Genomic DNA, 26,270 nt, shown 5'->3' on the forward strand with positions numbered 1-26,270 from the left:
GTTCGTCCGCACGAGCGACGAACGTCCGGTGTGCCCCGACGTGCACCTCTCGCACCGTCTCGCCCGACCTTGGCAGGCCGGGTCCCGCGCGCCGGCGGCGCGGCGGGGCGGTCCCCCGTCAGCGGGTCTCGACGAGGCCGCCGCGACGGCGGATGTGCACGCCGGCACCCGCCGGACGCCGGCGTTCCGTCGTGTCGGGCCCGGGTGCGAGAGTGGGGCCATGCTCCAGACCTACCGGGACGTGCTCGTGCGCCCCGGCGCCGCCGCCTTCTCCGCCACCGGGGTGGTCGCGCGCCTCCCGATGTCGATGGTCGGCATCGGGACCGTCCTCATGGTGTCCGCCGTGTACGAGTCGTACGGCCTGGCGGGGCGGGTGGCCGCCGTCCTGGTGATCGCGCAGGCGATCTGCGGGCCGCGGCTGGCGCGGCTCGTCGACCGGCACGGGCAGGCGCGCGTCATGCGGCCGGCGCTGCTGGTGTCCGCGGGCAGCACCTCGGCCCTCGTCGTCGCGGCGACCCTGCAGGCACCGGCCGCGTGGCTGTACGTCACCGCCGCCCTGGCGGGCGCGACGATCGGCTCGTTCGGGTCGCTCGTGCGGGCGCGGTGGACGCACGTGCTGGGCGACGACCCGCGACGCGTGCACACCGCCTACTCCCTGGAGTCGGCGCTCGACGAGCTCGTGTTCATCATCGGGCCCGTCCTCGCGACCGTGCTGGCCACGAGCATCGCGCCCACCGCCGGGCTCGTCGTGCCCGTCGTGGCGATGGTCGTCGGCGGGCTCGCGTTCCTCTCCCTGCGGCGCACCGAGCCGCCACCCGCCCCGGCCCACGAGCCGCGCCCTCGCGGGTCCGTGCTGCGCCGTCCCGGCATGGTCGTCATCGTGCTGGTGTTCGTCGCGATCGGCTCGATCTTCGGCGCCACGGACGTGGCGACCGTGGCGTTCGCCGAGGAGTCGGGCAGCAAGGGCCTGGCCGGGGTGATCCTGGCGGTCTTCGCGCTCGGGTCGCTCATCTCCGGCCTGCTGTACGGCGCGCGGCACTGGGCCTCGCCGCTGCACCGGCGGTTCGCGATCGGCGTGGTCGCGCTGGCCGTGGGCGTGTGCGCGTTCTTCCTCGCGCAGTCGCTATGGGTGCTCGCGGCCGTCATGTTCGTCGTCGGGTTCGCGATCGCCCCGTCGATCATCACCGGCAACGCGCTGGTCGCCGCGCTCATGCCGCCGGGGCGGCTCACCGAGGGCCTGACCTGGGTCAGCACGGGTCTGGGCGTCGGGGTCGCCGTGGGGTCGTCCGTGGCGGGCGTCCGCATCGACGCCGCGGGGTCGCACGCCGGGTTCCTCGTCGTCGTGGTGTCGGGGGCGGGGGCGCTCGTCGCGACGCTCGTGGCGCTGCCGTCGATGCGCCGGCACGCGGCGAGCGAGCCCACCCGGGACGACGCTCCGACGGACCGTGACGCCCTGTCGTCCGAGGCCGAGCCGGTGAGCGCCACCGGCGGTGCCACGGTCGCGGCCTGCGAGCTCGCGACGGACCGCACGGCCGGCCGGCTCGACGACGCCTCGCGGTGAGCGTGGACGCACCGGACCTGCCGGACGACCTCCTCGACCGGCTCGTCCGGGTGCTCGCGCCCGTCGGCGTGCCCGTGGCGGTCGAGCCGCTGACCGGTGGGCTCTTCGGGACGACGTGGCGCGTCCGGCTGGCCGACGCGCGGGACGTCGTCGTGAAGGTCACGTCCACCGACCCGCGTCGGCTGCTGACGTACGAGCACGACACCGCGCGCGCCGAGGCGCTCGTGCTGCGGCTCGGTGCCGACCACCCCGACCTGCTGCTGCCGCGGCTGCTGCACCTCGACACGTCCGGCGACGTGCTCGACGGGGACGTCCTGGTCACCGCGTTCGTCGAGGGCACGCTCGCGGAGCAGGCGGACCTCGCCGGTCCGGACGACCCGCGCGCCGCCCGGTACTCGTCCGACCTGGGCCGGTGCCTGGCGCGGCTGCACCGCGTCCAGGGTCCGGCGTTCGGCCCCGTGCACGCCGTGCACGTCCGCGGCGGGGACGACGACCCGCCGGCCCGCCGCCTGCACGGCGCGACGTGGCCCGAGGCCTTCGGTGCGATGGTCGGCGCCGCGCTCGACGACGGGGTGCGCTGGGGCGTGGCCCTGCCCGCCGCCGACGTCCGCGACGCGCTGGCCCGCCACCACGACGCGCTCGCGCACGTGCGTCGTCCGGTGCTCGCGCACGCGGACCTGCGGCCCGGCAACGTGCTCGTCGAGCCCGCGTCGGGCGCCGTCGTCGCACTCCTGGACCCCGAGCGCGCCGTGTGGGCCGAGCCGCTGTACGACCTCGTCGCCACCGACCAGGACGGCGTCCACGACGTGCCGACCGGTGTGCTCGCCGGGTACGCCGCGCAGGCCGGCGCAGCGCCCGACCTCGACCGCCCCGACGCGCAGGCCCGGCTGTGGCTGTACCGGCTGCTGTTCGGGCTGCTCCTGCACGTCGAGCCGGAGCCGCGCGGCTACGAGGGCCCGGAGGCCGACGCCTTCCGCCACCGCACCCACACGCAGATCACGACGTCCCTCTCATCGCTGGCCGACCTCTAACCCCCGAGCCCCCCGGCGAACCACGGGTCCTGTCGCTCATCCGCGTCCGTGCGCCGCCTGATCCGTGGTTCGTCGGCCGAGACCGCGTCAGGGGGTCGGGTGCCGGGCGTCGTAGTGCCAGAACGCGCGCTGCGAACGGACCAGCACCCACAGCAGCACGACGCACACCACGCCGCCGATGACCGCGGCCCCGCCCTCGCCGACGCGCGTCGACAGCGCCCCGAGCGCCAGCTCCCCCAGCCGCGGTCCGCCCGCGACGACGACCACGAACACACCCTGCAGCCGCCCGCGCATGTCGTCGGGCGTGGCCGTCTGCAGGATCGTCTGACGGAACACCGACGACACCGCGTCGGACGCACCCGCCAGTGCGAGGGTCGCGACGGCCAGTGCCAGCGCGACGGGCAGCAGACCGTCCGGCGTCGTCGGGCCCGCGACGACGAGCACGACGCCGAACGCGACGATCGACACCCCCCACGCCGTGATGGCCCCGACGATGATCCGCCCCTGCCAGCGCACGCGCGCGAGCCCGCCGGAGAACAGCCCCGCGACGATCCCGCCGAGCGCGATCGCCGCGGTGAGGACGCCCGTCGTCGTCTCGCCCCCGCCCAGGTACAGGACGCCGACCGCGGGGAACAGCACGCGCGGCATCGCGGTGACCATGGCGACGATGTCGACGAGGAACGTCATGCGCACGTTGGGCTGCGTGCCCAGGTACCGCAGGCCGTCCACGACGGACCCCAGGCCCAGGCGGGCGCGACGGTGCGCGGACGGCTCGGGCGGCACCGGCGGCAGCCGCAGCAGCGCGGTGAGCGCGAACGTGAACAGCACCGCGTCGACCGCGTACGCCCACACGTACCCGATGCCCGCGACGAGCAGCGCACCCGTCAGCGGCCCGAGGGTCAGCGCGACGTTCCACCCCATGGTCTGCAGCGCGTTGGCCGCGGGCATCAGGCGCGGCTCGAGCAGCCGCGGGATGATCGCCGACCGCGCCGGGGCGTTGACCGCGCCCGCCGCCGACTGCACGGCGACCAGCGCGTACAGCAGCCCGACGTGCTCGTTGCCGACCGCGGCCTGCGCGACGAGCCCGAGCACCGCGACCCACGACACCACCGACGCGACGAGCGCGACCGTACGCCGGTCGTAGTGGTCGACGATCGCCCCGCCGTACAGCCCGAAGACGATCAGCGGCAGCAGCGCCGCGATGCCGAGGACCCCGACCGCCAGGGTCGATCCCGTCAGCGCGTAGACCTGCAGCCCGACCGCGACGACCGTGAGCTGCGCGCCGAGGTTCGCCACCGACAGGCCGAGCCACAGCCGCCGGAACGCCGGGTTGGTCCGCACCGGGGTCAGGTCGACGAGCAGCGAACGCACCGCAGCACCCTACGTTGCCTGGGTCAACCCGCCCGTTCCCGCTCGGGGCCGCACTGGATTGCTCTCTCGCGGGCACGAGGGGCGGGCTGATGACTGGATTGCTCTCTCGCGGGCACGAGGGGCGGGCTGATGACTGGATCGCTCTCTCGCGGGAGGGCGATCCAGCCCGTCAGGCCAGGGCGGCGAGGGCGTCGGCGATGACCTCGTCCGGGGGGCCCGTGACCAGCAGGATCGTCCCGTCCTCGTCGGCCTGCAGGGGTTCGAGCGTCGCGAGCTGGGACTCCAGCAGGCTGGGCGGCATCCAGTGGCCCGACCGGTGCACGATGCGGTCGCGCAGCGCACCGGGCGCCACGTCGAGCAGGACGAACCGCACGCGACCGTCGGCCTCGCGCAGCACATCGCGGTAGGGGCGTCGCAGCGCGGAGCAGGCGACGACGGTCGACGTGCCGTCCGCCGCGTGCCCGCTCATGGCGTCACGCACGGCCCGCAGCCAGGGCCACCGGTCGTCGTCGCCGAGCGGGACGCCGGCGCTCATCTTGGCGACGTTGGCCTCGGGGTGCAGCGCGTCACCCTCGAGGAACGGCCTGCCCAGCAGGTCGGCGAGCGCCTGCCCCACGGTCGACTTGCCCGTCCCGGAGACGCCCATGACCACCACGTGTTCGACTCGCACGGGCCCAGCCTGCCATCCCCGCCGCGTCCGGGACATCGGCGGGGCGGGGACGGCGGGGCGGTCAGGCGGGGCGGTCAGTGGCGGGGGGTGTCGGGGTTCGCGTCGTCGGCGTCGACCAGGGGGCCGTCGGTGGGCTCCCAGGTCGCCGAGGTGTCCTCGGAGCCGGTGCTGCTGAAGGTGGCCTTCGCGGTCGAGACCGCCTTGTCCTTCAGCGCGCCGCCCTGGGTCTTCGCGAAGTCGGTGGCCGCCTGCTCGGCCTCCTGCACGTACCCCTGCACGCGCGGGTCGTGCCACGTGTCCGACGCCCAGGTCTTGATCTTCTCGAACTGCTGACGGCCGGCACGGGTGCCGAGCAGGTAGCCGACTCCGGCGCCGGCGACGAACGCGAGCTTGCCCTTCATGGGGTGTCCTCCTTCGCACCGGCCGCTGCGGGCCGGTGGTCGTGTGGTGCGTACGCGGGCGGGCGAGCGGCTCGGAGCGGCGCGCGACGAGCGGCGCCTCACCGGGCCACGTCGCCGAGCAACCGAGCGTAGGACGGCCCGGGCGCGCCCGCGCGGCGAACCCGCGCGGGGTCGAGGTCGTAGGTTCGACCCGGGCCCCGCCGCCCTCCGACCTGCCCGTGAGGTGACCCATGGATCCGCTCGTCGCCGCGGTCCTCGCCGTGCTCCTCGTCGTGGTCGTGACGTCGATCGCGCCGCGCGTCGGCGTCGCCGCCCCGCTGCTGCTCGTCCTCGCTGGGATCGGCGTGAGCGTGCTGCCGTTCGTGCCACCCGTCGAGGTCCAGCCCGAGTGGGTGCTCGGCGTCGTGCTCCCCCCGCTGCTGTACTCGTCGGCGACGAACGTCCCGGCGATGGACTTCCGGCGGGACCTGCGCACGATCTCGGCGTTCTCGGTCGTGCTCGTCGTGGTCTCGGCCGTCGTCGTCGGGCTCGTGCTCGACGCCGTCGTGCCGGACCTCGGCCTCGCCACCGCCATCGCGATCGGTGCCGTCGTCAGCCCGACGGACGCCGTGGCCACGTCGATCGTCCGGCAGGCCGGGGTGTCCCCGCGGATCGTCACGGTCCTCGAGGGCGAGTCGCTGCTCAACGACGCCTCCGCGCTGGTCCTGCTGCGCTCCGCGATCGTCGCGGCCGCCGGGACGGTGTCGCTGTGGGGGGTGGCGGGCGACTTCGTGTTCGCGGTGGTCGTCGCGGTCGTCGTCGGCTACGTCGTGGGCCGGCTGCACGTCTGGGCCCGCGGCCACCTCACGCAGACGACGTCGAACGTGGCGTTGTCGTTCGTCGTGCCGTTCGTCGCGTTCCTGCCCGCCGAGCACCTGGGCGCGTCCGGGCTGGTCGCCGCCGTGACCGCCGGGCTCGTCACGGGCCACGCCGCGCCGCGCGCCCTGCGTGCCCAGGACCGGGTCACCGAGCAGGCCGTGTGGCGCACGATCGAGCTCCTGCTCGAGGGCGCGGTGTTCCTGCTGATGGGGCTCGAGGTGTTCGCGCTCGTCGAGGACGTGCGCGCCGCGCACGGCAGCGTGTGGGTCGCGCTGGGCCTCGGCGTGCTCACCGCGACGGTGGTGGTCGCGCTGCGCTCGGTGTTCGTCGCGTGGTCCGTCTGGGAGCTGGCGCGCCGCTCGCGCCGGGCACCGCAGGTGCGCGACTGGTTGACGCACGCGCAGGAGCGGCTCGACGCGGGCGGGTCGGTGCCACCCCCCGCGGGCCGGACCCGCGGGCCTGTCGGTCCGGACGTCGCCCACGGCGCGGAGGCCGCCGGGCGCCGCGTGCGTCGCAAGATCGCCGACATCGACTACCTGACGGCCGAGCGGTTCGGGCCGCGGGAGGGCGTCGTGCTCGTCTGGGCCGGCATGCGGGGCGTGGTGACGCTCGCCGCCGCGCAGTCGCTGCCGTCGGGCACGCCGCAGCGCTCGCTGCTCGTGCTCGTGGCGTTCGTCGTCGCTGCGGGCACGCTGCTCGTGCAGGGGTCCACCCTGCCGTGGGTCACGCGGCGCCTCGGCGTGACGGGCCGGGACGAGGACGACGCCGCGGCGTCGGTCGCGCTGCACGCCGAGCTGCACCGGGCGGCGCGCGCACGGCTCGACGACCCGACGCTGCGCCAGCCCGACGGGACCCCGTACCCGCCGACGGTCGTCGAGCGGGAGCGGGAGCGGATCGCGGCCCTCGACGTGTCGACGTCGGAGGACTCCGAGCTGCACGCCCGGGACCTCGCCGCCGACCTGCGGCTGCGCGTGGTCCTGCTGACGGCGCAGCGCAGGGAGCTGCTGCGCCTGCGGGACCTGGGGACGTACCCGTCGGGGACGCTGCGTCAGGCGCTGGCGGAGCTCGACGCGGCGCAGATCGGCATCGAGCTGCGGTCCTGACGCGCGGTCACGGCCACGGCAGGTCGGCCCACCACCCGCGTGCGACGGTCTGCCAGCCCTGCAGCAGCTCGATCAGCGCGGCGCGCGTCTCCGGGTCGAGGTGCAGCAGGCCCAGGACGACGGCCGCGGCGACCGCGAGCGTGAGGACAGCCAGGCCCAGGTCCCGCCAGACCTGCCCCCGATGACCGGCGGCATGCCGGACCGCGTGGGGGGCGTCGGTGTCGCGGGTGTGCTGCGGTGGGCGGGACCACGACCTGTCGCGGGCGTGGTGCGCCGTGCCGCGCGCTGCGCGGCCGGGTCCACGGCGGTCGACGATGGTCGCCATTCCGGCAAACTAGACATTTCGTGCGGCCGTGGCGACCACCGAACGGGTGTGTGGTGGTGAGATCACCTGGACGAGTGACCAGAGCGTTCGCGATCAGTCGAGGTCAGCGACCAGGAGTCTGCTTGCCAGCCTCTAGCCGCCTCTACCCCGCTCCGCGCCGGCCGCACTCTCCATCGATCTTGACCTGCCGCGCTCTTCGCATCGATGGCAACACCTGATGGAGGTCGGCCAACGACCGTCCGCACGCCGGAGCCGCGTCCCTATCTAGCCACCTCGGCCCGGCTCAACGGAAGGCGAGCCGGTCCGGTCAATGGACGACCACGTAGCGGTACCCTGCCCATCAAGACCAGTGGCAGCTCGCAGCACGTTGCTCCAGAAATGAGTACGCGGGGCGATTCGAGTCGTGAGCCATGTGTGCGCTGGTGGATGCGTGCCGTCGAGAGTAGGGCGTAACCATGACTAGACCGCGCTACGGCGATCTGTATTTCGGCCTGTCCGACTCGCGCAACGAGGCGAACCAGGATCGCGACTCGTTCCTCCAAACTTATGTCGACCTGAACGGCTCTACGAAGCGAGTAGTCCGAGGAGATAAATTTCTCGTCCTCGGACCGAAGGGCACCGGTAAGTCCGCGCTCGCCTGGTACCTACAGTTCGCAGAACCTGAGGGGGCTCATCTTGCCCTTGTGCGCGACGCTTCGAGTCTGCCTCTGGCCGAGGTTCCACGCCTTCAAACTGGCCAGGAGCCCGGACCAGAGCGCACTGTCGTTGCCTGGAAATTCATCCTTCTCTGCAACTATCTAGAGCTTCTGATGCGCGATCAGGGATGCTCAATCAATCGGAACCCAGAAGTGGTCCGAGTCGCCCGCCTGTTGCGGGATTTTGGATTCATGGGTGACGCGTCAGGGCGAGCCCTGCTCAAGTTCTCGACAACGACCGTAACTATACCGGTGCCGAAACTGGGAACTATTTACAAGCGCGAGAGCAGCTCGGCACTCAACATCTTTAACCTCATTCCCTATCTTGAGATGTGGGTTGCCGAGGCAGAGTCGGCGGTGCGACACATTCTACTCATTGATGGCCTCGACTCAATATTCCTAAATGACGCCAAGTACGACGAGAGCCTTTCCTCGCTCGTTCAGGCCGCATACACTCTCAACCAGAAACTAATGGAGAACCGGGCCACTGGTAGTGTTGTACTTCTTCTGAGAAACGATATATTTTCACGCATCGCCCTGTCGCTCCCTGACTCGCAGAAGATGCGTGACGACCTCGCGCTCGAACTAGACTGGCGTGTGCTATCGGGAAAAGCCGGCGTGGGAGCGCCTCTTATGCGCCTCGTCAATACCAAAGCGGGTCGCGCCCTGGGTGTGGACAACTTCGAGGTGCTCAAATACTTCCCCGATTCCATCGAGGTTGGCTCACGAGAACTCGGCGTCCGCAAGATACCAACCTTTCAGTACCTGCTGAATATGACGCGCCACACGCCTCGCGACATGCTGCGCCTATTCGAGGAGATCCGTCGGGTCGAAGCGTCAGGAATCTTTGAAGAGAGCGGGGACCGACTCCGTCAGGAGGTCATTCATGAAGGAGTGCTTCAATACTCGACGAAATACTTCGTCGGCGCGATCAGTAACGAGTTTGCTGGGTATGCGGGCGGGCCGGAAAGGGCGGCCGCTGCACTCACAGCACTCAAGGCGATAAACAAGCAGTCGTTCGACGGCGATGAGTTTCGAGAGAGCCTAGCAAGCGTGGCCTCTGGTATCGAGGTGGATCACCGTGATCTATTGCGTTTGCTATTTTACGCAGGAGCTATCGGCAACTCGATCGGCGGCTATCGAGAGAAGAGCTACATGCAGTTCTACCACCGACGAGACGAGTCAGAGATTTATCTCCAAGGCAACTTCATGCTCCACAACGCGCTGATCCACGCATGGGGCCTGCGTCGAACGCTCGGAAATGAGCCCGAGAGTCAAACTGGCGCTATTCCGCTCATCGATCGGGGCGCAGCGAGACCGCGGCGCCGGCGCCGAAAGTGGGAAGAGCGCAAAAAGTAAACCGCTCCGCGCGTGCCCCTTCTCAGGCCCCCACGTACGCCGCCAGGTGCTGCCCGGTGAGGGTGCTGCGGTCGGCGACGAGGGCCGCGGGCGTGCCCTCGAACACCACGCGCCCGCCGTCGTGCCCCGCTCCGGGGCCGAGGTCGATGATCCAGTCGGCATGCGCCATGACGGCCTGGTGGTGCTCGATCACGATGACGGACTTGCCCGCGTCGACGAGGCGGTCCAGCAGGGCGAGCAGGTTCGCGACGTCGGCGAGGTGCAGTCCGGTGGTCGGCTCGTCGAGGACGTAGGTGCCGCCCTTGTCACCGAGGTGGGTGGCGAGCTTGAGGCGCTGCCGCTCACCGCCGGACAGCGTCGTCAACGGCTGACCGAGGGTCACGTACCCCAGGCCGACGTCGACGAGCCGCTGCAGGATCGCGTGCGCGGCCGGGATGCGGGGCTCCCCGGCGGCGAAGAACTCCTCGGCGACGGTCGCGGGCATCGCGAGCACCTCGCTGATGTTCCGCCCGCCGAGCGTGTACTCGAGCACCGCGGCCTGGAACCGTCGGCCCTCGCACACCTCGCACGTGGTCGAGATGCCGGCCATCATGCCGAGGTCGGTGTAGACGACACCGGCACCGTTGCAGACCGGGCACGCACCCTCGGAGTTGGCGCTGAACAGGGCGGGCTTGACCCCGTTGGCCTTGGCGAAGGCCTTGCGGATCGGCTCGAGCAGGCCCGTGTACGTCGCGGGGTTGGAGCGGCGCGACCCGCGGATCGCCCCCTGGTCGATCGCGACGACGCCCTCACGCCCGGCGACGGACCCGTGGATCAACGAGCTCTTGCCCGAACCCGCGACGCCCGTGACGACGACGAGCACGCCCTGCGGCACGTCCACGTCGACGCCCTGCAGGTTGTGGGTGGCGGCGCCGCGCACCTCGAGCACCCCGGTCGGCGTCCGGACGTCCGGCTTGAGCGTCGCGCGGTCGTCGAGGTGGCGCCCGGTGAGCGTGCCGCTGGCCCGCAGCGCCTCGACGGTCCCCTCGAACACGACCTGGCCGCCCGCGGTGCCGGCACCGGGACCCAGGTCGACGACGTGGTCGGCGATCGCGATGGCCTCGGGCTTGTGCTCGACGACGAGCACCGTGTTGCCCTTGTCCCGCAGGCGCAGCAGCAGGTCGTTCATGCGCTCGATGTCGTGCGGGTGCAGCCCGACCGTCGGCTCGTCGAAGACGTAGGTGATGTCCGTGAGCGACGACCCGAGGTGCCGGATCATCTTGGTGCGCTGCGCCTCGCCGCCCGACAGCGTGCCCGAGGGGCGGTCGAGGGACAGGTACCCCAGCCCGATCTCGACGAAGGAGTCGAGCGCCGCGGACAGCACGGCGAGCAGCGGCGCGACGGACGGCTCGTCCAGGTCACGCACCCATGCGGCCAGGTCGGTGATCTGCATCGCGCACGCGTCGGCGATGTTGAGCCCGCCGATGCGGGACGCGCGGGCACCCTCGTTGATCCGGCTGCCCTCGCACTCGGGGCACGTCTGGAACGTGATGGCCCGCTCGACGAACGCCCGGATGTGCGGCTGCATCGCGTCGACGTCCTTGGCGAGGAACGACTTCTGGATCTTGGGGATCAGCCCCTCGTACGTGACGTTGATGCCCTCGACCTTGATCTTCGTCGGCTCCTTGTACAGGAGCGCGTGCAGCTCCTTGTCCGTGAAGTCGCGGATCGGCTTGCTCGCGTCGAAGAACCCGCAGCCGCGGAAGATCCGGCCGTACCACCCGTCCATCGTGTAGCCGGGGACGGTGAGCGCCCCCTCCTCGAGGGTCTTGCTGTCGTCGTAGAGCGCCGTGAGGTCGAAGTCGTTGACCTTGCCCATGCCCTCGCAGCGGGAGCACATGCCGCCGATCTGCTCGAACGACACCGTCTCGGCCCGGGAGTGGCCGCGGTCGACCGTGATCGCGCCGCTGGCGCGCACGGTGGGCACGTTGAAGGAGTACGCCTGGGGCGAGCCGATGTGCGGGTCGCCGAGCCGGCTGAACAGGATCCGCAGCATCGCGTTCGCGTCGGTGACGGTGCCGACGGTCGAGCGCGAGTTGGCGCCCATGCGCTCCTGGTCGACGATGATCGCGGTGGTCAGACCCTCGAGGACGTCGACGTCGGGGCGGGCGAGCGACGGCATGAAGCCCTGCACGAAGGCGCTGTAGGTCTCGTTGATGAGGCGCTGGGACTCGGCGGCGATGGTGCCGAACACGAGCGAGCTCTTGCCGGAGCCGGAGACCCCCGTGAAGACCGTCAGCCGGCGCTTCGGCAGCTCGACGCTGACGTCCTGGAGGTTGTTCTCGCGGGCGCCGTGCACGCGGATGAGGTCGTGGCTGTCGGCACGGCTGACGGGCGTGGGCGTGCTCATCTGACCTCCAGGGCGGGAGCGGGCAGAGCCAGCGTAGGACCGACCGCCGACAGGGCGACGCGGACGCTCGCCTCGCCTCAGGCCCACGCGCGTGGCACGCTCCGGTGCACGCACGCCTGCGAGGAGAGGAGAGCACATGCCCGCATCGGCGGACGACGCGAACGGCACCCTGCGACCGGTCGACGCGCAGACGGCCCGGCTGTCGCTGCTCGACTCGGCCGCGCAGGCGGCCGGTCTGGGCACGTTCCAGTGGAACCTCACCACCGGGGAGCTGACCTGGGACGCGACGCTCCTGGAGGTCTTCGGCTACGACGAGAGCACGTTCGGCGGCACGATCGAGTCCTTCGACGCGCGGCTGCACCCGGGCGACGTCGGGCCGGTCTCGGCCGCGCTGGAGTCCGCCGTCGCGACGTGCGGCGTCTACGAGGCCGAGTTCCGCGTGCTGCGGCCCGACGGCACGGTGCGCTGGCTGACGGCGCGCGGCCGCGCGCTCGCGGGCCCGTCCGGGCAGGCCGCGCACCTCATCGGCGTCACGACGGACACCACGGCGCTGCGGGAGCGGGACCTGCGCGTCCGGCAGATCCTCGAGGACATGTCGACCGCCTACTACTGGGTCGACGCGGGCTGGCGCTTCGGTTACGTCAACGCCGAGGCGGAGCGCCTCCTGGCCCGCACGCGCGAGGACCTGCTGGGCGTGGTGATCTGGGACCTCTTCCCGGGCGCCGTCGGCACCGCCTTCGAGGAGCGCTACCGCGCGGCCGCACGCACCGGCGAGCCCCAGGTCTTCGACGCCTACTACCCCGCGCCGCTGGACGGCTGGTACGAGGTCCGGGCCATCCCCGAGCGCGGCGGCGTCGCCGCGTACTTCACCGAGATCACCGAGCGCCGGCGCGCCCTCGACCTGGCGGAGCAGGAGCGCGCGCGGTCCGACCTGCGCGCCAGGGTCGCCGACGAGCTCGCCGACGCCGTCGACCCCGTGCGGGCCCTGGAGTCCGTGCTGGCGCACCTCGTGCCCGACGTGGCCGACTTCGCGATCGCGAGCATCCTCGACGAGGGCACGGGCTCGTGGCGCGCGCGCCTCCGCGACGTCGCCGCACGGCACTCCGAGGCGGACCTGCAGCCCGTCCTCGACGAGTACCGGTCGTTGCGGGTGCCGGCCCTGGCCCGCACGTCCCTCGTCGCGGAGGTGCTGGCGACGTCCCGGCCCGCGGTCCGGTACGGCTCGCCGCCGCTGCACGACATCGTGCAGGACGGCCCCGCACGCGACCTGCTCGAGCGGCTCGCACCCGAGACGCTCATGGTGCTGCCGCTGCGGGGGCGGGGGCGCACCCGGGGGCTGATCACGCTGGACCGCAGCGCCGCGCGCGGCGAGTTCACCGACGCCGAGGTGACCGCGCTGCGCGACGTGACGGCCCAGATCGGCCTCGCGCTCGACAACGCGCACCTGAACTCCGCGCAGCGCGACCTCGCCGAGGAGCTGCAGCGCAGCCTGCTCACCGAGCTGCCCGAGCCGGACCACCTGCACCTGGTCGCGCGGTACGTGCCCGCGTCGACCGGCACGCAGATCGGCGGTGACTGGTACGACGCGTTCCTGCTGCGCGACGGCTGCACCTGCCTGGTGATCGGCGACGTGACGGGTCACGACCTGCACGCGGCGGTCAAGATGGCGCAGATCCGCAACGTCCTGCGGGGCGGCGCGCACGCGGTCGCGCAGCCGCCGGCGGCGATCCTCTCCGCGTTCGACTGGGCCGCGCACGACCTCGCGATCGGGGCGTTCAGCACCGCGATCCTCGCGCGGATCGAGCAGCCCGACGAGCTGGGGGCGCGGGGCATGCGGCTGCTGCGCTGGTCGAACGCCGGCCACCCGCCGCCGCTGCTGGTGCACCCCGACGGGCGCGCGGAGCTGCTGCGCCGGCCGAGCGACCTGCTGCTCGGTCTGCGCAAGCACACCGTGCGCCAGGACCACACGCAGCTGATCGCGCCCGGGGCCACCGTGCTGCTCTACACCGACGGTCTCGTCGAGCGTCGCGGCGAGCGTCTGGAGGTCGGCCTGGAGCGGCTGCGCCGGTGCGCGGAGCGGCTGCACCACCTGCCGCTGGAGGAGTTCTGCGACGCGGTGGTCGAGGAGCTCGCGAGGACGAGCGAGGACGACGTCGCGCTGCTGGCGGTCCGCGCCTTCCCCGAGGACGAGCCGCGGCCGGCGGAGGCGGGCCCGGAGCAGGTCCCGGGGGACCACGCGCCGTCGGCCTCCTGAGACGCTCGCTTGAAGGATCAACCTTCTGGGCGTAGCCTTCAGTTGTAGTAACAACTTTCATCTGGAGGCCCCGTGCCCACCCCGACCTCGCCCACTGAGCTCATCGAGCCCGCCGACGAGCGCGTCCTGGCGCCCAGCACCGCGATGGACGCCGTCACGCTGCACGTCGGCGACCTCGAGGCCATGTCCACCTACTACGCGGCCGCCATCGCGCTCGAGCCGCTCGAGGAGCGCAGCCGAGGGCAGCAGGTGCACCGCGTCCTCGGCCGCGGCACCACCCCGATGCTGCGCCTCGTCCACACCCCCGGGCTGCCCGCCGTCGACCAGCGCCAGGCCGGCCTGTTCCACACCGCGTTCCTCTTCGACGACGCCCCGAGCCTCGCCGCGACCGTCTACCGCGCCGCGCAGGACCCGCGCAGCCGGTTCGTCGGCTCCAGCGACCACCTCGTCTCCGAGGCGTTCTACTTCACCGACCCCGAGGGCAACGGCATCGAGCTGTACACCGACCGCGACCGCGACCTGTGGCTGCACCGCGACGGCACCCTCGTCATGGGCACCGAGCCCCTCGACCCGAACGCCTACCTGCGCGCCCACGTCACGCAGGAGGCGCTCGACGCCGGCCCCGCGCTGGCCGGGCGCGTCGGCCACGTGCACCTGCAGGTCGGGGACATCGCCGTGGCCGAGGCGTTCTACCTCGACGCGCTCGGCTTCGAGGCCACCGTCCGCGGGTACCCCGGTGCGCTGTTCGCGTCCGCGGGCGGCTACCACCACCACGTCGCGATGAACGTGTGGAACAGCCGCGGCGCCGGCCCGCGCGCCTCGACGCTGGGCCTGGGCGACGTCGCCGTCACCGTCCCGGGCCGGGCCGACCTCGACGCCCTGGCCGGCCGCCTGCGCGCCCGGGCCCTGCCGTACGCCGACGACGGCCGCTCGATCACGCTGCGCGACCCGTGGGACACCCAGGTGACGGTCTCGGTCCCCGGCACGACGACGGCCGACCTCCTGACCCGCTGACCCGGTCGCCACCCCCTCAGCCCGCCGAGCTCCGGCCCGTCGGGGTCAGGCGCGGTTCGAGGCCGCCGTCAGCCGGAGCGCGAGGTTGCGCGGGATCGCGCGGCTCGCCCCGGCGATGAGGCGGTTGCGCCAGCCCGAGACCACGGCCGCGGGCGGGGCCGTGCGGTCCAGCGTGCGCAGCGTGACGTCGACGACGGCGGCCGCGTCCTGCACGCCCCCCGGCGAGTTCGACGGCCCGCCGTAGCCGGCGAAGAACTCGGTGCGCGTGACGCCCGGCGACAGCGCGAGCACCCGCAGCCCGCTGCCGGCCGACTCGAGCCACAGCGCCTCGGTGAGGTGCAGCACGTACGCCTTGGTGGCGGCGTAGACGGCGGACGACGGCAGGGGCAGGTACGCGACGATGCTCGCGACGTTGACCAGCACACCCGTGCCCGCGTCGCGCAGGCCCTCGATGAAGACGCGGGTGACGTCGGTCAGGGCGACGACGTTGAGCTGGACCATGTCGTTCACGCGCTGCGGGTCGGAGGTGTGGAAGTCGCCGTGCAGCCCGAAGCCGGCGTTGTTGAACAGGCTCGTGACCCGCAGCCCGCGACGCTCGACCTCGGCGGCGAGCCGGTCGGCTGCACCGGGCTCGACGAGGTCCGCGGTGACCACGTCGACCCGCACGCCGTGCGCCGTGCGGATCTCGGTCGCGAGCGCCTCGAGCAGGTCGGTGCGGCGGGCGACGAGGACGAGCGCGGAGCCCCGGGCGGCGAGCCGACGGGCCAGCTCGGCGCCGATGCCGGAGCTGGCGCCGGTGACGAGCGTGGTCTGGGTGCGGTAGTCGACGGCGGCCATGCGGGTCTCCTCGGTGCGTCGGGCGGTCGTGACACTGTAGGCCGCTCTGGCACCTGGTGCCACCTTGGCCTCCGGTGCCGCTCGCGGGTAGACTCACCTGCATGACCGACGCCCCTGCCACCCGGCTCGTCGAGCGCAGCCGCCAGGCCGCCCGCGCCGAGGTCGCCCGCACCGGCGTCGCGCTCTTCCTCACCCGCGGCTTCGACGCCACCACGATGGACGACGTCGCCGCGGCCGCCGGCGTCTCCCGACGCACCCTCTTCCGGTACTTCGGCTCCAAGGAGGAGGTCGCGCTCGGGCACCTGGGCGGCCTGGGCGACGAGCTCGCCGCCGCCGTCCGCGCGCAGCCCGCCGACGTCGACGTGTGGGTCGCCCTCGTCACGGCCTTCGAGCAGACGCTGCCCGGCGCGCTCGCCACCGACGACGGCGCCGCGCGCGCGCTCGCCCAGCTCGTCGAGACGACGGCGTCCCTGCGCGCCGCGCACGCCGAGAAGCACCGCCGCTGGACCGACGCGCTCACCCCCGCGGTCGCGGAGCGGCTCGGCGACGCACCTGACGCGGAGCTGGCCGCGCGGGCCGTCGTCGGCACCGTCCTGGCGTGCCTCGAGGCCGCGACCCACGCGTGGCTGTGCACGGACGACGACCGCGACGTCCACGCGCTCGCGCTCGCCGCCCTCGCCGCGGTCCGCAGCACCGTCTGACCACCCGACCGTCCCCACCCCCCGGGAGGCACCCGTGCCCCACCTGCGCACCGACGGCAGCCGCCTGACCTGGACGGGCGACGGCGAGACCCTCGTCGTCGAGCCCTGGGGCACCGACGCCGTCCGCGTCCGCTCGTCCGTCACCGGCGACGTCGTCGACACCGACTGGGCCCTGCTGCCCGCGCCGACGACCCAGCCCCCCGCCCTGCCCCCGACGATCGACGGCGACACGGCCACCCTCGTGCAGGGCCGGCTCACCGTCGAGCTCACGACGGGTCAGCACCGGGACTGGCAGGTCGGCCACCACGTCGCGTGGTGCCGCGTGACGTTCCGCGACCGCACCGGCCGGGTGCTGCTGCGCGAGCACGAGTCCGGCGGTGCGCTCAAGCTGCGAGCCCGCGACTTCCGCGCGCACGTCGGCGGCGACCACCGGCTCGTCGCACGCTTCGAGTCCGACCCCGACGAGCACCTGGCCGGGATGGGGCTCTACCAGCAGGAGCTCGTCGACCTCAAGGGCAGCACGTTCGAGCTGGCGCACCGCAACTCCCAGGCGTCCGTGCCGTTCGTCGTCTCCAGCGCCGGCTACGGCATGCTCTGGCACAACCCGGCCGTGGGGACGGCCACCTTCGGGCGCAACCGCACCGAGTGGGTCGCCGACAGCACCCGCCAGCTCGACTACTGGGTCACCGCAGGCGACACCCCCGCGCAGATCGCGTCGGCGTACGCGGACGCCACCGGGCACGTCCCGATGATGCCCGAGCACGGCCTGGGCCTGTGGCAGAGCCGGCTGCGCTACACCACGCAGGACGAGCTGCTCGACGTCGCGCGCGAGCACAGGCGTCGCGGGCTGCCGCTCGACGTCGTCGTCGCCGACTTCTTCCACTGGCCGCACCTGGGCGACTACCGGTTCGAGGACGAGTTCTGGCCCGACCCCGCGGCCATGACCGCCGAGCTGCGCGGGCTCGGCGTCGAGCTCATGGTGTCCGTCTGGCCGCAGGTCGGGGTCGACTCGGAGAACTTCCCGCAGCTCGCAGGCGAGAACCACCTGGTTCGCACCGACCGCGGCCTCGAGGTGCAGATGGCGTTCGGCGGGCCGAGCATGTTCGTCGACGTCACCCACCCCGGCGCCCGCGCCGCGCTGTGGGAGCTGTGCCGGCGCAGCTACCACGAGCACGGCGTGCGGATCTTCTGGCTGGACGAGGCCGAGCCGGAGTACGGGCGCTACGACCTCGACAACTACCGGTTCCACGCCGGCCCCGGCGCCCAGGTGAGCAACCTGTACCCCCAGCTGTTCTCGCGGGTCTTCCACGACGGGCTGACCGCCGCCGGCGAGCAGGACGTGGTCAACCTGGTGCGGTGCGCGTGGGCCGGCAGCCAGCGCTACGGCGCGCTCGTGTGGTCGGGCGACATCGCGTGCACGTGGCAGGCGCTGCGCCGTCAGCTCGTCGCCGGGGTGCACATGGGCGTCGCGGGCATCCCGTGGTTCACCACCGACATCGGCGGGTTCCACGGCGGCGACGTGCGTGACCCGGCGTTCCACGAGCTGCTGGTGCGCTGGTTCCAGGTCGGCACCTTCAGCCCCGTCCTGCGCATGCACGGCGACCGGCAGCCGAGTCGCTCGGTGACCGCAGCCGACGGGTCCGCGCGCATGGACGCCGGAGCCGACAACGAGCTGTGGAGCTACGGCGCGGACGTCGAGCGGGTGCTCGTCGGCCACCTGCGCGTGCGAGAGGCGCTGCGCCCGCGCCTGCGGGCTCTCATGCGCGAGGCGCACGAGGACGGGCAGCCGGTGCTGCGCGGCCTGTTCCACGAGTTCGGCGACGACCCGCGCGCGTGGCAGGTCACCGACCAGTACCTCCTGGGTGCCGACCTGCTCGTCGCCCCGGTGGTGCACCCCGGGGCGACGTCGCGCACCGTGCACCTGCCGGCCGGCGCGACGTGGACCGACCTGCGCACGGGCGAGCGGCACGCCGGCGGGGCGGACGTCGAGGTCGACGCGCCGCTGCACGTCGTGCCGGTCTTCGGACGCGACGGTGCCGGGGGCGAGCTGGGCGACGCGCTGCGCGCGATCGGCTGACGGGTCAGGCCGGGTCGTCGGGGGGTGCCGACGCCGCGAGCCGGCGGGCGAGCACCGCGCACACCACGATCTGCAGCTGGTGGAACGCGATGACCGGCAGCGCCACGCTCGCGGCCACCGCGGGCGCGAAGAGCACCGCCGCCATCGGCAGCCCCGTCGCGGCCGACTTCTTCGACCCGCACATCAGCAGCGCGATCCGGTCCCCGCGGTCGAGGCCCAGCGCCGCTCCCCCGCGCCACGTCACGACGAGCATCACGGTCAGGACGACGGCGCACACGACGAGCAGCACCGCGAGCGCCCCGACGGTCAGGTCGTCCCACGCGCCCTGGGCCTGCGCCTCGCTCACCGACGTGAACACCACCAGCAGGATGGTCGAGCGGTCGGTGACGCGCGTCAGCGGCCCGTGGCGGCGCAGCCACGCACCGATCCACGGCTGCACGCACTGCCCCACGACGAACGGCAGCAGCAGCTGCAGCAGGATGCCCGTCACCGCGCTCCCGTCGAGGCCCGCGCCCGTCGCGCCCAGCAGCACGGCGACCAGCAACGGTGTCAGCAGGACGCCGAGCACGTTGGAGATCGTCGCCCCCGTGATGGCCCCCGCGACGTTGCCGCGGGCGATCGACGTCATCACGACGGAGGACTGCACGGTCGACGGCAGCACCGACAGGTACAGCAGCCCGCGCTGCAGGTCGGGGGCGAGGACCGCGTCGGGCAGCAGCTGCACCGCCAGGCCCAGCAGCGGGAACAGCAGGAACGTGGCCGCGAGCATCGACCCCTGCAGCCGGAACCGCCGCAGCCCGTCGACGACCTCCCGGGTCGGCATCCGCGCGCCGTACAGGAAGAACAGCAGCACGATCGCGACGGTGCGCACGGTGTCGAGCAGCGCGCCGACGTCGTCGGACACGGGCACCAGCAGCCCGAGGACCAGGACGGCCACGATCATGACCGTCAGCGGGTCGAGCCACCGCAGCCAGGCCGGTGCCCTCATGCGGTCCGGCCCGAGGGCGAGGCGTGCGGCGTCACGGCCACATCCTCACCCACGAACGGCGCCCACCGCGGCGACATGGTCACGCAGACGCACCCGACGTCGGGTGACGAGCAGCACCTCCGGCGGCTCGACGGACCTCATGAGCCGCCGAAGGTGCTGCTCGATCGCGCCGTACCGGGGGCCCCTACGATCGGGGACGTGCAGGCACATCCAGCGGGGGTCGAGGGCGCGATGACGAGCGACGACGCGAGCCGGTCCGACGGCCGACCCGGGCGCCCGCGGCTCGCTCCCGAGCACGTCGTCGACGTGTTCGTCTACGTCGTCGTCCTCAACCTCGCGGTGCAGTACGCGCCGCAGGTCATCACGGAGTCGTTCTCGATGTCCCTGCTGGTCGCGGTGCTGCTCAAGCTCGTGCTCGAGGCCGTGCTGGCCGTCAAGACGTGGGCGCGTCGGCGGTTCGCCGCCGCGCAGACCGCGGTCGGCAAGGTCGTCGGGGCGCTGACGCTGCTCGTGGTCCTGCCGGGCTCGAAGCTCGTGGTGCTGGAGGCCACCGACCTGGTGTTCGGTGACGCGGTGAGCCTCGGCGGGTTCTTCCTGGTCACGGCCCTGATCGTCGTGCTGCTGCTGGCGCGGCTGGGGGTGCGCAGGCTGCTGCTCGCCCCGGCGTGACGCGAGCCGTCGGGTCAGTCGCGTCGCACCACCCAGTGGGCGGGGCCGGGCTCGGGGTCCGCGTCGACGGGGACGGGCTCCCCCGCCACGAGCGTCCGCACCAGGTACGGACGGGCGGCCTCGACGAGCTCCGCACCCGCCGGCGCGGACGTGGCGGCGGACGCGAGCACGACGTCCCACGCCAGCGGGTCCCGCAGGAACCGTCGTGCGTCGTCGCGCGTGGCGGGGTGCGCGAGGAGTGCCGCCACCAGCTCGCCGTCGGTCATCGCGGCGACGGCGGCCGCGTCCGGGACGCCGTCCCACCGGCGCACGAGCTGCCGGACGACGCCCACGGCCAGGACGTTCAGGGGCGAGCGGTGGTACGCGACCTCGGCTGCGACCAGCCGGTCGAGCACGCGGGCGCTCGCCGGCGTCGTGCGCACGGCCCCGTCGACGACCTCCAGGGTCCGCAGCAGCGCCGCGGGTGACGGCATCGGCCGGCCGTGCGCGCGTGCGCTGCGCACGTAGGAGTCGAGGTGGTCCAGCGTCATCAGCCCCGGCCGCGGCGCGATCACGCAGGCTCGTCGGCCGTCGAGGGTCGCCTGGACGTCGTCGACGTCCACGCCGTGCTCCCCCAGCACGTCCCGCAGCCCGTGCACCCGCTCGACGCCCAGCGCATGGTGGTCGATCCCGTCGATCCCCTCCAGCGTGTGGCTCAGCGGGGCGTGCCCGACGTCGTGCAGCAGGGCGGCCGCGCGGGCGACGGCGTCGTCCTCGGCCATCCGGGCCGCGAGCCCCAGGAGCCCCAGCGAGTGCTCGAGGCGGGAGTACGTCTGCGTCGTGACCGTCGCGACCGCGCCCGCGTGCGCGACGAGCCCGAGGCGACGCACCGGCCACGTCCGCAGCAGGGCGGCCTCGAGCGGACGCAGCACGGTGACCGTGCCCCACAGCGGGTCGACGTGCCGCCCGCCGAGCCCGACGGTGTCGGCGACGGCCGCGCGCCGTGCCCGCTCAGCCACGGCCGGCCGGGCACTGGAGGGCTGGACGTCCACGGCATGCCTCCGGGGATCAGGTCCCCCCGCGGGTCGGGGGTCGTGGTCGTGGGTCGTGGCGATGCTAGGCGCGAGCAGGGCGGGGGGCACGGCGACGCCCTCCGGTCGCCCGCCGGGACGCCCACCGCTAGCGTGTCGTGCCCGCGGACGACGACGCCGCGGCCGGCCGGGCGAGGGGGTGACGATGCCGCGACGCGATGCCGCGGACGTGGTGGGCGCGCACTCACCCGCGACCCCGAGCAATGCCCGGCAACCGCGCCGGAACCCCTCGCCACCGCCATTCCCCACTGGGCCGCGACCGTCGTTCCACGCCTTTCCCGGCGTCCCTTTCCTCGACGCCCCCGGACGGAGCCACGGATGACCACGACCGCGTCCCGGCGGGCGCCCGCACCGCGGCGGCCGACCGCTCTCGGCCGCGCATTCTCCGGTGCATTCCCGAGGGGGTGCCGGGTATGACGACGCCCCGGGTCGCGGTGTCGGTGATGGCCCATCCGCGGCGCGCCGCGGCCGCGGCCGACATCGCGCGCGCGTGCGGCACGCTGCCCGCGCGCGTCGTCCTCGACCCCGAGCCCCACGGGCCGCCGAGCACGGTCCGGACCGCGCGCCTCGCCTGGCTGCCCTGGCAGCGGGACGCGACGCACCACCTCGTGCTCCAGGACGACGTCCTGCTCCGCGCGGACTTCGACCGTCACGTCACCGCGGCCGTCGCGGCGCGGCCCGCCGCGGCCCTCAGCCTCTTCACGGAGTGGGGCTCGTTCACCTCGCACGCGCTGCGCATCGCCGCGTTCGGCGGCCACCCGTGGGCCCGGCAGCCCGACACCTACCTCGGCACGCAGGCGCTCGTCATGCCCGCCGGCCACGCGCGGGCGTTCGCCGAACGGCTGGCCGCGGTCGACCTCGCCGTCCCCGACGACCACGCCGTCCACGCGTACACCCACGAGGCCGGTCTGGAGCACCTCGTGAGCAACCCCAACCTGGTGCAGCACGAGGTCGGCACGAGCATGGTCGGCAACGTCGCGATGGGCGCCCGGCGCGCCACCGTCACCCTCCCCGACGACGTGCCGCTGCCCGCCGACTGGTGGCAGGGCGAGGCCCTGACGGAGCTGACGCGGATCCCCAGCGTCTTCTGGCGCGACGCGGGGCCGTCGTCCTACGAACGTCGCCCGACGCCCGGCGCGCCGTGGACGGTCGCGCCGGTCCGGCCGACGTTCGGCCACCGGCAGGACGAGGTCGAGGCGCGCGTGCGTGCCCTGCTGCGCGCGGACGACGCCGGGACCGGGGGCACCGCGGTGGGCGCCGCGCTCACCGGTGTCGCGGTGACGATGACCGCTCAGCTGGCGGTCGCGCGGTCGCTGCGCCGACGCCCGACCTCGGCCGCGGCGGAGGCGTGCGCGGCCGACGCGGCGCGCACGATCGCACCCGGTGGTCTGCGCACCCTCACCACCGCAGGCCCGCACCCCGTCGACTGGCCGCGCGTCTCCGACGCGTTCGCGCGCCTGGCGCGGCGTGTCGAGACCGAGCTGCTGCCCGGGCTCGACCTGGAGCACCTGGCCGCCGACCACACCGCGGGCGTCGCGGCGGCACGGGCCCGGTGAGCGGCCGCGCGCCGCGCGCGGGACCGCCGCTCAGCCGTCGGCCGCGGGCCCGTCGTCCTGGCCCAGGGTGACCACGAGCCGGTTGCCGTTCGCGGCGCGGACGTACGGCTCGGACCCCGGCCGCCAGGACAGCGCCCGCACGGTCCGGTCGACCAGCTCGACGTCGTCGAGCGAGGCCAGCTCCTGCATGCCGTCCAGCGCGTCACGCGTGTAGAGGACCGACCGGGACTGCTCGTACCCGGGCCACAGCGCCTGCGGCGTCGCCGTGATCTCCCCCGCGAGCGCGCGGGGGAACGCCTCCCGGAACAGCTCGTACGCCTCGTCGAGCAGCAGCGGCATCAGCTGGGCGACCGTGCGGTCGTGCGGCAGCGGGAAGTCGCGGCGGGCGAGGACGTCCCCGGTGTCGATGCCGGCGTCCATGCGGTGCAGGGTGACACCGAACTCGTCCTCGCCGCGCAGCACCGCGAACGACAGCGAGGTCAGCGCCCCCCGGTACCAGGGCAGGGGCGCGAGGTGCAGGTTCATCACGCCGGAGGCGAAGAGGTCCAGCGTCCGCTGCGGCAGGATGCGGGGGTACCCGATCGCCACCGCCGCGGCCTCGACGGGGCCGTCCAGGTCGTCGACGGCGATCACCGGGACGCCCGCCGCCTCCGCCGCGCGCACCAGGGCGGGGTCGACGTCGGGCTGCGCGGCCGACGGCGCCACCACGGCCTGCAGCTGCGCGCACCCGGTCGTCCGGACGAGGTCCACGCAGCGCGCCGTCAGCGCGGTCACCCCGAGCACGTACAGGCGGGTCGGGTCCGCCTCGGCGCTCATCGGCCGTGGCTCGCGGCGTCGCGAGGGGCGGGCGGGCGCGCACCCGCCGCGGCACCGGCCGGCACCGCCGCGAGCCGGTCGAGATGGGCGTCGACCTTCGCGAACGCGTCGAGGTACTGCTCGACAACCCCCCGGTCGTCCGGCCACCGGTAGAAGGTGGGCAGCGAGAGCGCGTTCGCCTCGAGGAAGCACCCGCGCGGGAAGCGCTCCGCGACCTCCTCGTCGGGCATCGGCGACGGCTCGTCCCCGGCGGCGGCACGCCAGGGGGCGTCGTCGGCGGCGAACAGCGGCAGCCGGGCCAGCAGGCGGCCCGACGGGGCGTCGACCTCCACACCCTCCGCGCGCAGCGCCTCGACGACACGGTCCCGACCGACCGCGACGCCCGCGTCGCTGAGGTACGGCTTGTACCCGTACCAGGCGCCCATGTCGCGCCGGTCGGGCACCTCGACAGGGACGACGGTCGACGACGCGACGAGCGCGTCGTTGAGGTGGCCGAGCGCGTCCTGACGCTGCCGGGCCAGGTCGTCGAAGCGGCGCAGCGACTCCAGGGCGACGATGGCGTTGAACGGCGACATCCGCAGCTTGAGCCCGTACCCGGACTCCCAGAACGCGCGCAGGCCCGCGTCGCGGACGTCCGCCCTGGCACGGTCCCGGTAGTGCCCGGCCAGGATCGCGCGGTCCGCGATCCCGTCGTCGTCGGTGACGAGGATCCCGCCCTCCCCCGCGTACACCGCCTTGTTCGCCTGCAACGAGAAGATCGCGACGTCGCCCCACGTGCCGACCGGACGTCCGTCGTAGCGGCTGCCGTGCGCGTGCGAGCAGTCCTCGATGACGGCCAGGCCGTGCTCGGCGGCGACGGCGAGGATCTCGCGCAGCGCCGCCGCGCGCCCCCACTGGTGCACCACGACGACCGCCCGCGTCCGCGGGGTGATCGCGGCGCGGACCGCCGCCGGGTCCAGGCACCGCGACCCCAGCTCGACGTCGGCGAAGCGGACGCCCGCCCCCAGCGCACGGGCCGGGCTCACGGCTGCGTGGTAGGTCAGGACCGGCGCGATGACCTCGTCGCCCGGTCCGACGCCGACGGCCATCATCGCCGCGAGCATCGCGGACGTCCCCGAGTTGTAGGCGATGCTGTGCGTCCTCCCGGGCGTCAGGTGGTCGCGGAACTCCCGCTCCAGCTCACCGATGGGCCCGGCGTTGCCGCGGATGCCGATGTCGTCGGTCCGCTGCCGGGCCAGGCGCTCCAGCTCCCCGGGCAGGGGCGCCGGCGGCCAGGGCTCGTGGGGGTGGGGCGTGGTGACGGCAGGCTCCCCGCCGACGAGGGCGAGCTCGTTGCTCCGCACGGCGTCTCCTTCTCTCAGCCGGGTCTCTCGGCCGGTTCGCTGGGCTGGTTCTCTGGGCTGGTTCGCTGGGCCGGTTCGCTGGGCCGGCTCTCTGGGCTGGTTCGCTACGCCGGGGCAACCGCGGACGGGGTGTGGGCCGCGGACTGGTAGATCTCCTCGCAGGTGCGCACGACGGCGATGTGGTGCCGCAGGTGCGACAACGCGCGCTCGGGGTCGCGGGCCACGTCGAGGAACGAGCTGAGGACGACGGCCGGCGAGTCGGTGCACCGCTCGGGGCCCTGGTACTCGTCGAGCAGACGGCCGTCCTCCGCGTGCACGGTGACGTGCGCGGCACGGACGTCGACCGTCGCGACACCGAGGGTGCCGTGCACCTCGAACGTCTCGCGCTTCTCGTGCGCGTGCCGGGCGACGAACAGGTGGCAGCCGACCTGGCCGTCCCCGAACTCCAGCGAGGCCGACACGAGGTCCTCGAGGTCCTGCTCGCGCGAGCCGGGGTAGCGGAAGTGCTTGCTGGCCCCCAGCACCTCGGCCGGCCCGAAGACGTCGGTGAGCACGTCGAGCGCGTGGTACCCCATGTCGAGGAGCACGCCACCCCGCGCGTGCTCCCACTCGGAGCGCCACCCGCTGGTCGGTGCGGCGAACGCCATGCTGTAGCACCACTCCGCCCAGTACGGCTCGCCGATCGTGTCCAGCACGTGGCGCAGGTAGCGGAACTCCGGGCGGATCGGCCGCTGCGTGAGCGTCACGATGCTCCTGCCGCTGCGCTCGGCGAGCTCCAGCAGGGACGTCGCGGACTCGACGTCGGGCACCAGCGGCTTCTCGATCAGCACGTGCGACCCGGCCTCGACGCACTGCCGGATCACCTCGTAGTGCTGCCCGTGCGGGAGCGTCACCAGGACGACGTCGGGCACGTGGTCGGCCAGCAGGTCGTCGACGCGGTCGAAGAGGCGGGGAGAGTGCCGCAGCAGGCGCGGCAGGCCCCCGTCCGCCGGGTCGACGAGACCGGTCAGGCGCACGCCCGTGAGCGTGTCGAGGGCCTGCACGTACTCGGAGCCCTGGTGACCCCGGTACCCGATGCAGGCCATCGTCGTCGGTGACGACAGCATTTTCGTGCCCCCTTTGCGGTCGTGCTCACCTGAAAGAGCGAGGCCGTCCACTCGCGTGTAACGTCCCTTTTGACCG

General features: G+C 73.5%; 21 protein-coding genes. 10 read left to right on the forward strand and 11 right to left on the reverse strand.

From position 1 onward, the window contains the following. Positions 1-220: 220 nt before the first annotated feature. Positions 221-1,561, forward strand: a complete 1,341-nt coding sequence (locus tag OKX07_RS18135; protein ID WP_265629398.1) for an MFS transporter — start codon at positions 221-223, stop codon at positions 1,559-1,561. Then, positions 1,558-2,592, forward strand: a complete 1,035-nt coding sequence (locus OKX07_RS18140; protein WP_265629399.1) for a phosphotransferase family protein — start codon at positions 1,558-1,560, stop codon at positions 2,590-2,592. The genes OKX07_RS18135 and OKX07_RS18140 overlap by 4 nt, the downstream gene beginning before the upstream one ends. An 87-nt stretch (positions 2,593-2,679) precedes the next feature. Here OKX07_RS18140 and OKX07_RS18145 read toward each other — a convergent pair whose 3' ends face one another. From OKX07_RS18145 to OKX07_RS18155, 3 genes are all read right to left on the reverse strand, one after another. After that, positions 2,680-3,963, reverse strand: coding sequence for an MFS transporter (locus OKX07_RS18145; RefSeq protein WP_265629400.1), 1,284 nt, complete (start codon positions 3,961-3,963; stop codon positions 2,680-2,682). A gap of 169 nt (positions 3,964-4,132) precedes the next feature. Next, positions 4,133-4,633: a gluconokinase gene (locus tag OKX07_RS18150; RefSeq protein ID WP_265629401.1), complete on the reverse strand. Its 501-nt coding sequence runs from the start codon at positions 4,631-4,633 to the stop codon at positions 4,133-4,135. Between the two features lie 74 nt (positions 4,634-4,707). After that, entirely contained in the window at positions 4,708-5,034 is a 327-nt protein-coding gene (locus tag OKX07_RS18155; protein WP_265629402.1) for a YtxH domain-containing protein, read from the reverse strand. Between the two features lie 230 nt (positions 5,035-5,264). Here OKX07_RS18155 and OKX07_RS18160 point away from each other — a divergent pair, with 230 nt between their 5' ends. Then, positions 5,265-6,995: a cation:proton antiporter gene (locus tag OKX07_RS18160; RefSeq protein WP_265629403.1), complete on the forward strand. Its 1,731-nt coding sequence runs from the start codon at positions 5,265-5,267 to the stop codon at positions 6,993-6,995. A gap of 7 nt (positions 6,996-7,002) precedes the next feature. Here OKX07_RS18160 and OKX07_RS18165 read toward each other — a convergent pair whose 3' ends face one another. Continuing rightward, the gene (locus OKX07_RS18165) at positions 7,003-7,320 is read right to left on the reverse strand and encodes a hypothetical protein (protein ID WP_265629404.1); all 318 of its coding nucleotides are present in this window, start codon (positions 7,318-7,320) and stop codon (positions 7,003-7,005) included. Between the two features lie 455 nt (positions 7,321-7,775). Between OKX07_RS18165 and OKX07_RS18170 the strand changes: the two genes are divergently transcribed. Next, positions 7,776-9,374, forward strand: coding sequence for a P-loop ATPase, Sll1717 family (locus tag OKX07_RS18170; RefSeq protein ID WP_265629405.1), 1,599 nt, complete (start codon positions 7,776-7,778; stop codon positions 9,372-9,374). A gap of 22 nt (positions 9,375-9,396) precedes the next feature. Here the strand turns inward: OKX07_RS18170 and OKX07_RS18175 are convergent, their stop codons facing one another. Further along, a complete protein-coding gene (locus OKX07_RS18175; protein WP_265629406.1) occupies positions 9,397-11,763 on the reverse strand; it encodes an excinuclease ABC subunit UvrA in 2,367 nt (788 codons plus the stop codon). 136 nt (positions 11,764-11,899) lie between these two features. On the opposite strand from OKX07_RS18175, the gene OKX07_RS18180 reads away from it, so the two are divergent. Beyond that, complete coding sequence (locus OKX07_RS18180) at positions 11,900-14,017, forward strand: SpoIIE family protein phosphatase (RefSeq protein WP_265629407.1); 2,118 nt, start codon at positions 11,900-11,902, stop codon at positions 14,015-14,017. A gap of 72 nt (positions 14,018-14,089) precedes the next feature. Further along, positions 14,090-15,031, forward strand: a complete 942-nt coding sequence (locus tag OKX07_RS18185) for a VOC family protein (protein WP_416220798.1) — start codon at positions 14,090-14,092, stop codon at positions 15,029-15,031. A 45-nt stretch (positions 15,032-15,076) separates the two neighbouring features. Here the strand turns inward: OKX07_RS18185 and OKX07_RS18190 are convergent, their stop codons facing one another. Next, entirely contained in the window at positions 15,077-15,868 is a 792-nt protein-coding gene (locus OKX07_RS18190) for an SDR family NAD(P)-dependent oxidoreductase (RefSeq protein WP_265629408.1), read from the reverse strand. 101 nt (positions 15,869-15,969) lie between these two features. On the opposite strand from OKX07_RS18190, the gene OKX07_RS18195 reads away from it, so the two are divergent. Both OKX07_RS18195 and OKX07_RS18200 read left to right on the forward strand, forming a co-directional pair. Further along, complete coding sequence (locus OKX07_RS18195) at positions 15,970-16,569, forward strand: TetR family transcriptional regulator (RefSeq protein ID WP_265629409.1); 600 nt, start codon at positions 15,970-15,972, stop codon at positions 16,567-16,569. 34 nt (positions 16,570-16,603) lie between these two features. Then, positions 16,604-18,646, forward strand: coding sequence for a TIM-barrel domain-containing protein (locus OKX07_RS18200; protein WP_265629410.1), 2,043 nt, complete (start codon positions 16,604-16,606; stop codon positions 18,644-18,646). A 4-nt stretch (positions 18,647-18,650) separates the two neighbouring features. On the opposite strand, the gene OKX07_RS18205 is transcribed toward OKX07_RS18200, so the two are convergent. Then, positions 18,651-19,634, reverse strand: coding sequence for a bile acid:sodium symporter family protein (locus OKX07_RS18205; protein ID WP_265629411.1), 984 nt, complete (start codon positions 19,632-19,634; stop codon positions 18,651-18,653). 198 nt (positions 19,635-19,832) lie between these two features. Here OKX07_RS18205 and OKX07_RS18210 point away from each other — a divergent pair, with 198 nt between their 5' ends. Next, positions 19,833-20,303, forward strand: coding sequence for a hypothetical protein (locus OKX07_RS18210; protein ID WP_265629412.1), 471 nt, complete (start codon positions 19,833-19,835; stop codon positions 20,301-20,303). 14 nt (positions 20,304-20,317) lie between these two features. Here the strand turns inward: OKX07_RS18210 and OKX07_RS18215 are convergent, their stop codons facing one another. After that, positions 20,318-21,301 carry an HD domain-containing protein gene (locus OKX07_RS18215; protein WP_265629413.1) on the reverse strand — a complete coding sequence of 328 codons (984 nt, stop codon included), beginning with the start codon at positions 21,299-21,301 and terminating at the stop codon, positions 20,318-20,320. Positions 21,302-21,786: 485 nt separating this feature from the next. Here OKX07_RS18215 and OKX07_RS18220 point away from each other — a divergent pair, with 485 nt between their 5' ends. After that, complete coding sequence (locus OKX07_RS18220) at positions 21,787-22,929, forward strand: hypothetical protein (RefSeq protein ID WP_265629414.1); 1,143 nt, start codon at positions 21,787-21,789, stop codon at positions 22,927-22,929. Positions 22,930-22,959: 30 nt separating this feature from the next. On the opposite strand, the gene OKX07_RS18225 is transcribed toward OKX07_RS18220, so the two are convergent. The 3 genes from OKX07_RS18225 to OKX07_RS18235 form a co-directional block, all read right to left on the reverse strand. After that, positions 22,960-23,745, reverse strand: coding sequence for a formyltransferase family protein (locus tag OKX07_RS18225; RefSeq protein WP_265629415.1), 786 nt, complete (start codon positions 23,743-23,745; stop codon positions 22,960-22,962). Then, positions 23,742-25,088 (reverse strand): aminotransferase class I/II-fold pyridoxal phosphate-dependent enzyme, encoded by a 1,347-nt coding sequence (locus OKX07_RS18230; protein WP_265629416.1) that lies wholly within the window; start codon positions 25,086-25,088, stop codon positions 23,742-23,744. The genes OKX07_RS18225 and OKX07_RS18230 overlap by 4 nt, the downstream gene beginning before the upstream one ends. 104 nt (positions 25,089-25,192) lie before the next feature. Next, positions 25,193-26,194: a Gfo/Idh/MocA family protein gene (locus OKX07_RS18235; RefSeq protein WP_265629417.1), complete on the reverse strand. Its 1,002-nt coding sequence runs from the start codon at positions 26,192-26,194 to the stop codon at positions 25,193-25,195. Positions 26,195-26,270 lie beyond the last annotated feature (76 nt).

It is taken from the genome of Cellulomonas sp. S1-8 (genome assembly GCF_026184235.1).
Taxonomy (GTDB): Bacteria; Actinomycetota; Actinomycetes; order Actinomycetales; family Cellulomonadaceae; genus Cellulomonas.

What these genes read in the sequence shown, in the direction of transcription:
- OKX07_RS18175 (WP_265629406.1), bottom strand. Translation starts at nt 11,763, where the DNA reads ATGAGCACGCCCACGCCCGTCAGCCGTGCCGACAGCCACGACCTCATC.
- OKX07_RS18190 (WP_265629408.1), bottom strand. Translation starts at nt 15,868, where the DNA reads ATGGCCGCCGTCGACTACCGCACCCAGACCACGCTCGTCACCGGCGCC.
- OKX07_RS18235 (WP_265629417.1), bottom strand. Translation starts at nt 26,194, where the DNA reads ATGCTGTCGTCACCGACGACGATGGCCTGCATCGGGTACCGGGGTCAC.
- OKX07_RS18160 (WP_265629403.1), top strand. Translation starts at nt 5,265, where the DNA reads ATGGATCCGCTCGTCGCCGCGGTCCTCGCCGTGCTCCTCGTCGTGGTC.
- OKX07_RS18205 (WP_265629411.1), bottom strand. Translation starts at nt 19,634, where the DNA reads ATGAGGGCACCGGCCTGGCTGCGGTGGCTCGACCCGCTGACGGTCATG.
- OKX07_RS18170 (WP_265629405.1), top strand. Translation starts at nt 7,776, where the DNA reads ATGACTAGACCGCGCTACGGCGATCTGTATTTCGGCCTGTCCGACTCG.
- OKX07_RS18180 (WP_265629407.1), top strand. Translation starts at nt 11,900, where the DNA reads ATGCCCGCATCGGCGGACGACGCGAACGGCACCCTGCGACCGGTCGAC.
- OKX07_RS18225 (WP_265629415.1), bottom strand. Translation starts at nt 23,745, where the DNA reads ATGAGCGCCGAGGCGGACCCGACCCGCCTGTACGTGCTCGGGGTGACC.
- OKX07_RS18220 (WP_265629414.1), top strand. Translation starts at nt 21,787, where the DNA reads ATGACGACGCCCCGGGTCGCGGTGTCGGTGATGGCCCATCCGCGGCGC.
- OKX07_RS18135 (WP_265629398.1), top strand. Translation starts at nt 221, where the DNA reads ATGCTCCAGACCTACCGGGACGTGCTCGTGCGCCCCGGCGCCGCCGCC.
- OKX07_RS18155 (WP_265629402.1), bottom strand. Translation starts at nt 5,034, where the DNA reads ATGAAGGGCAAGCTCGCGTTCGTCGCCGGCGCCGGAGTCGGCTACCTG.
- OKX07_RS18165 (WP_265629404.1), bottom strand. Translation starts at nt 7,320, where the DNA reads ATGGCGACCATCGTCGACCGCCGTGGACCCGGCCGCGCAGCGCGCGGC.
- OKX07_RS18195 (WP_265629409.1), top strand. Translation starts at nt 15,970, where the DNA reads ATGACCGACGCCCCTGCCACCCGGCTCGTCGAGCGCAGCCGCCAGGCC.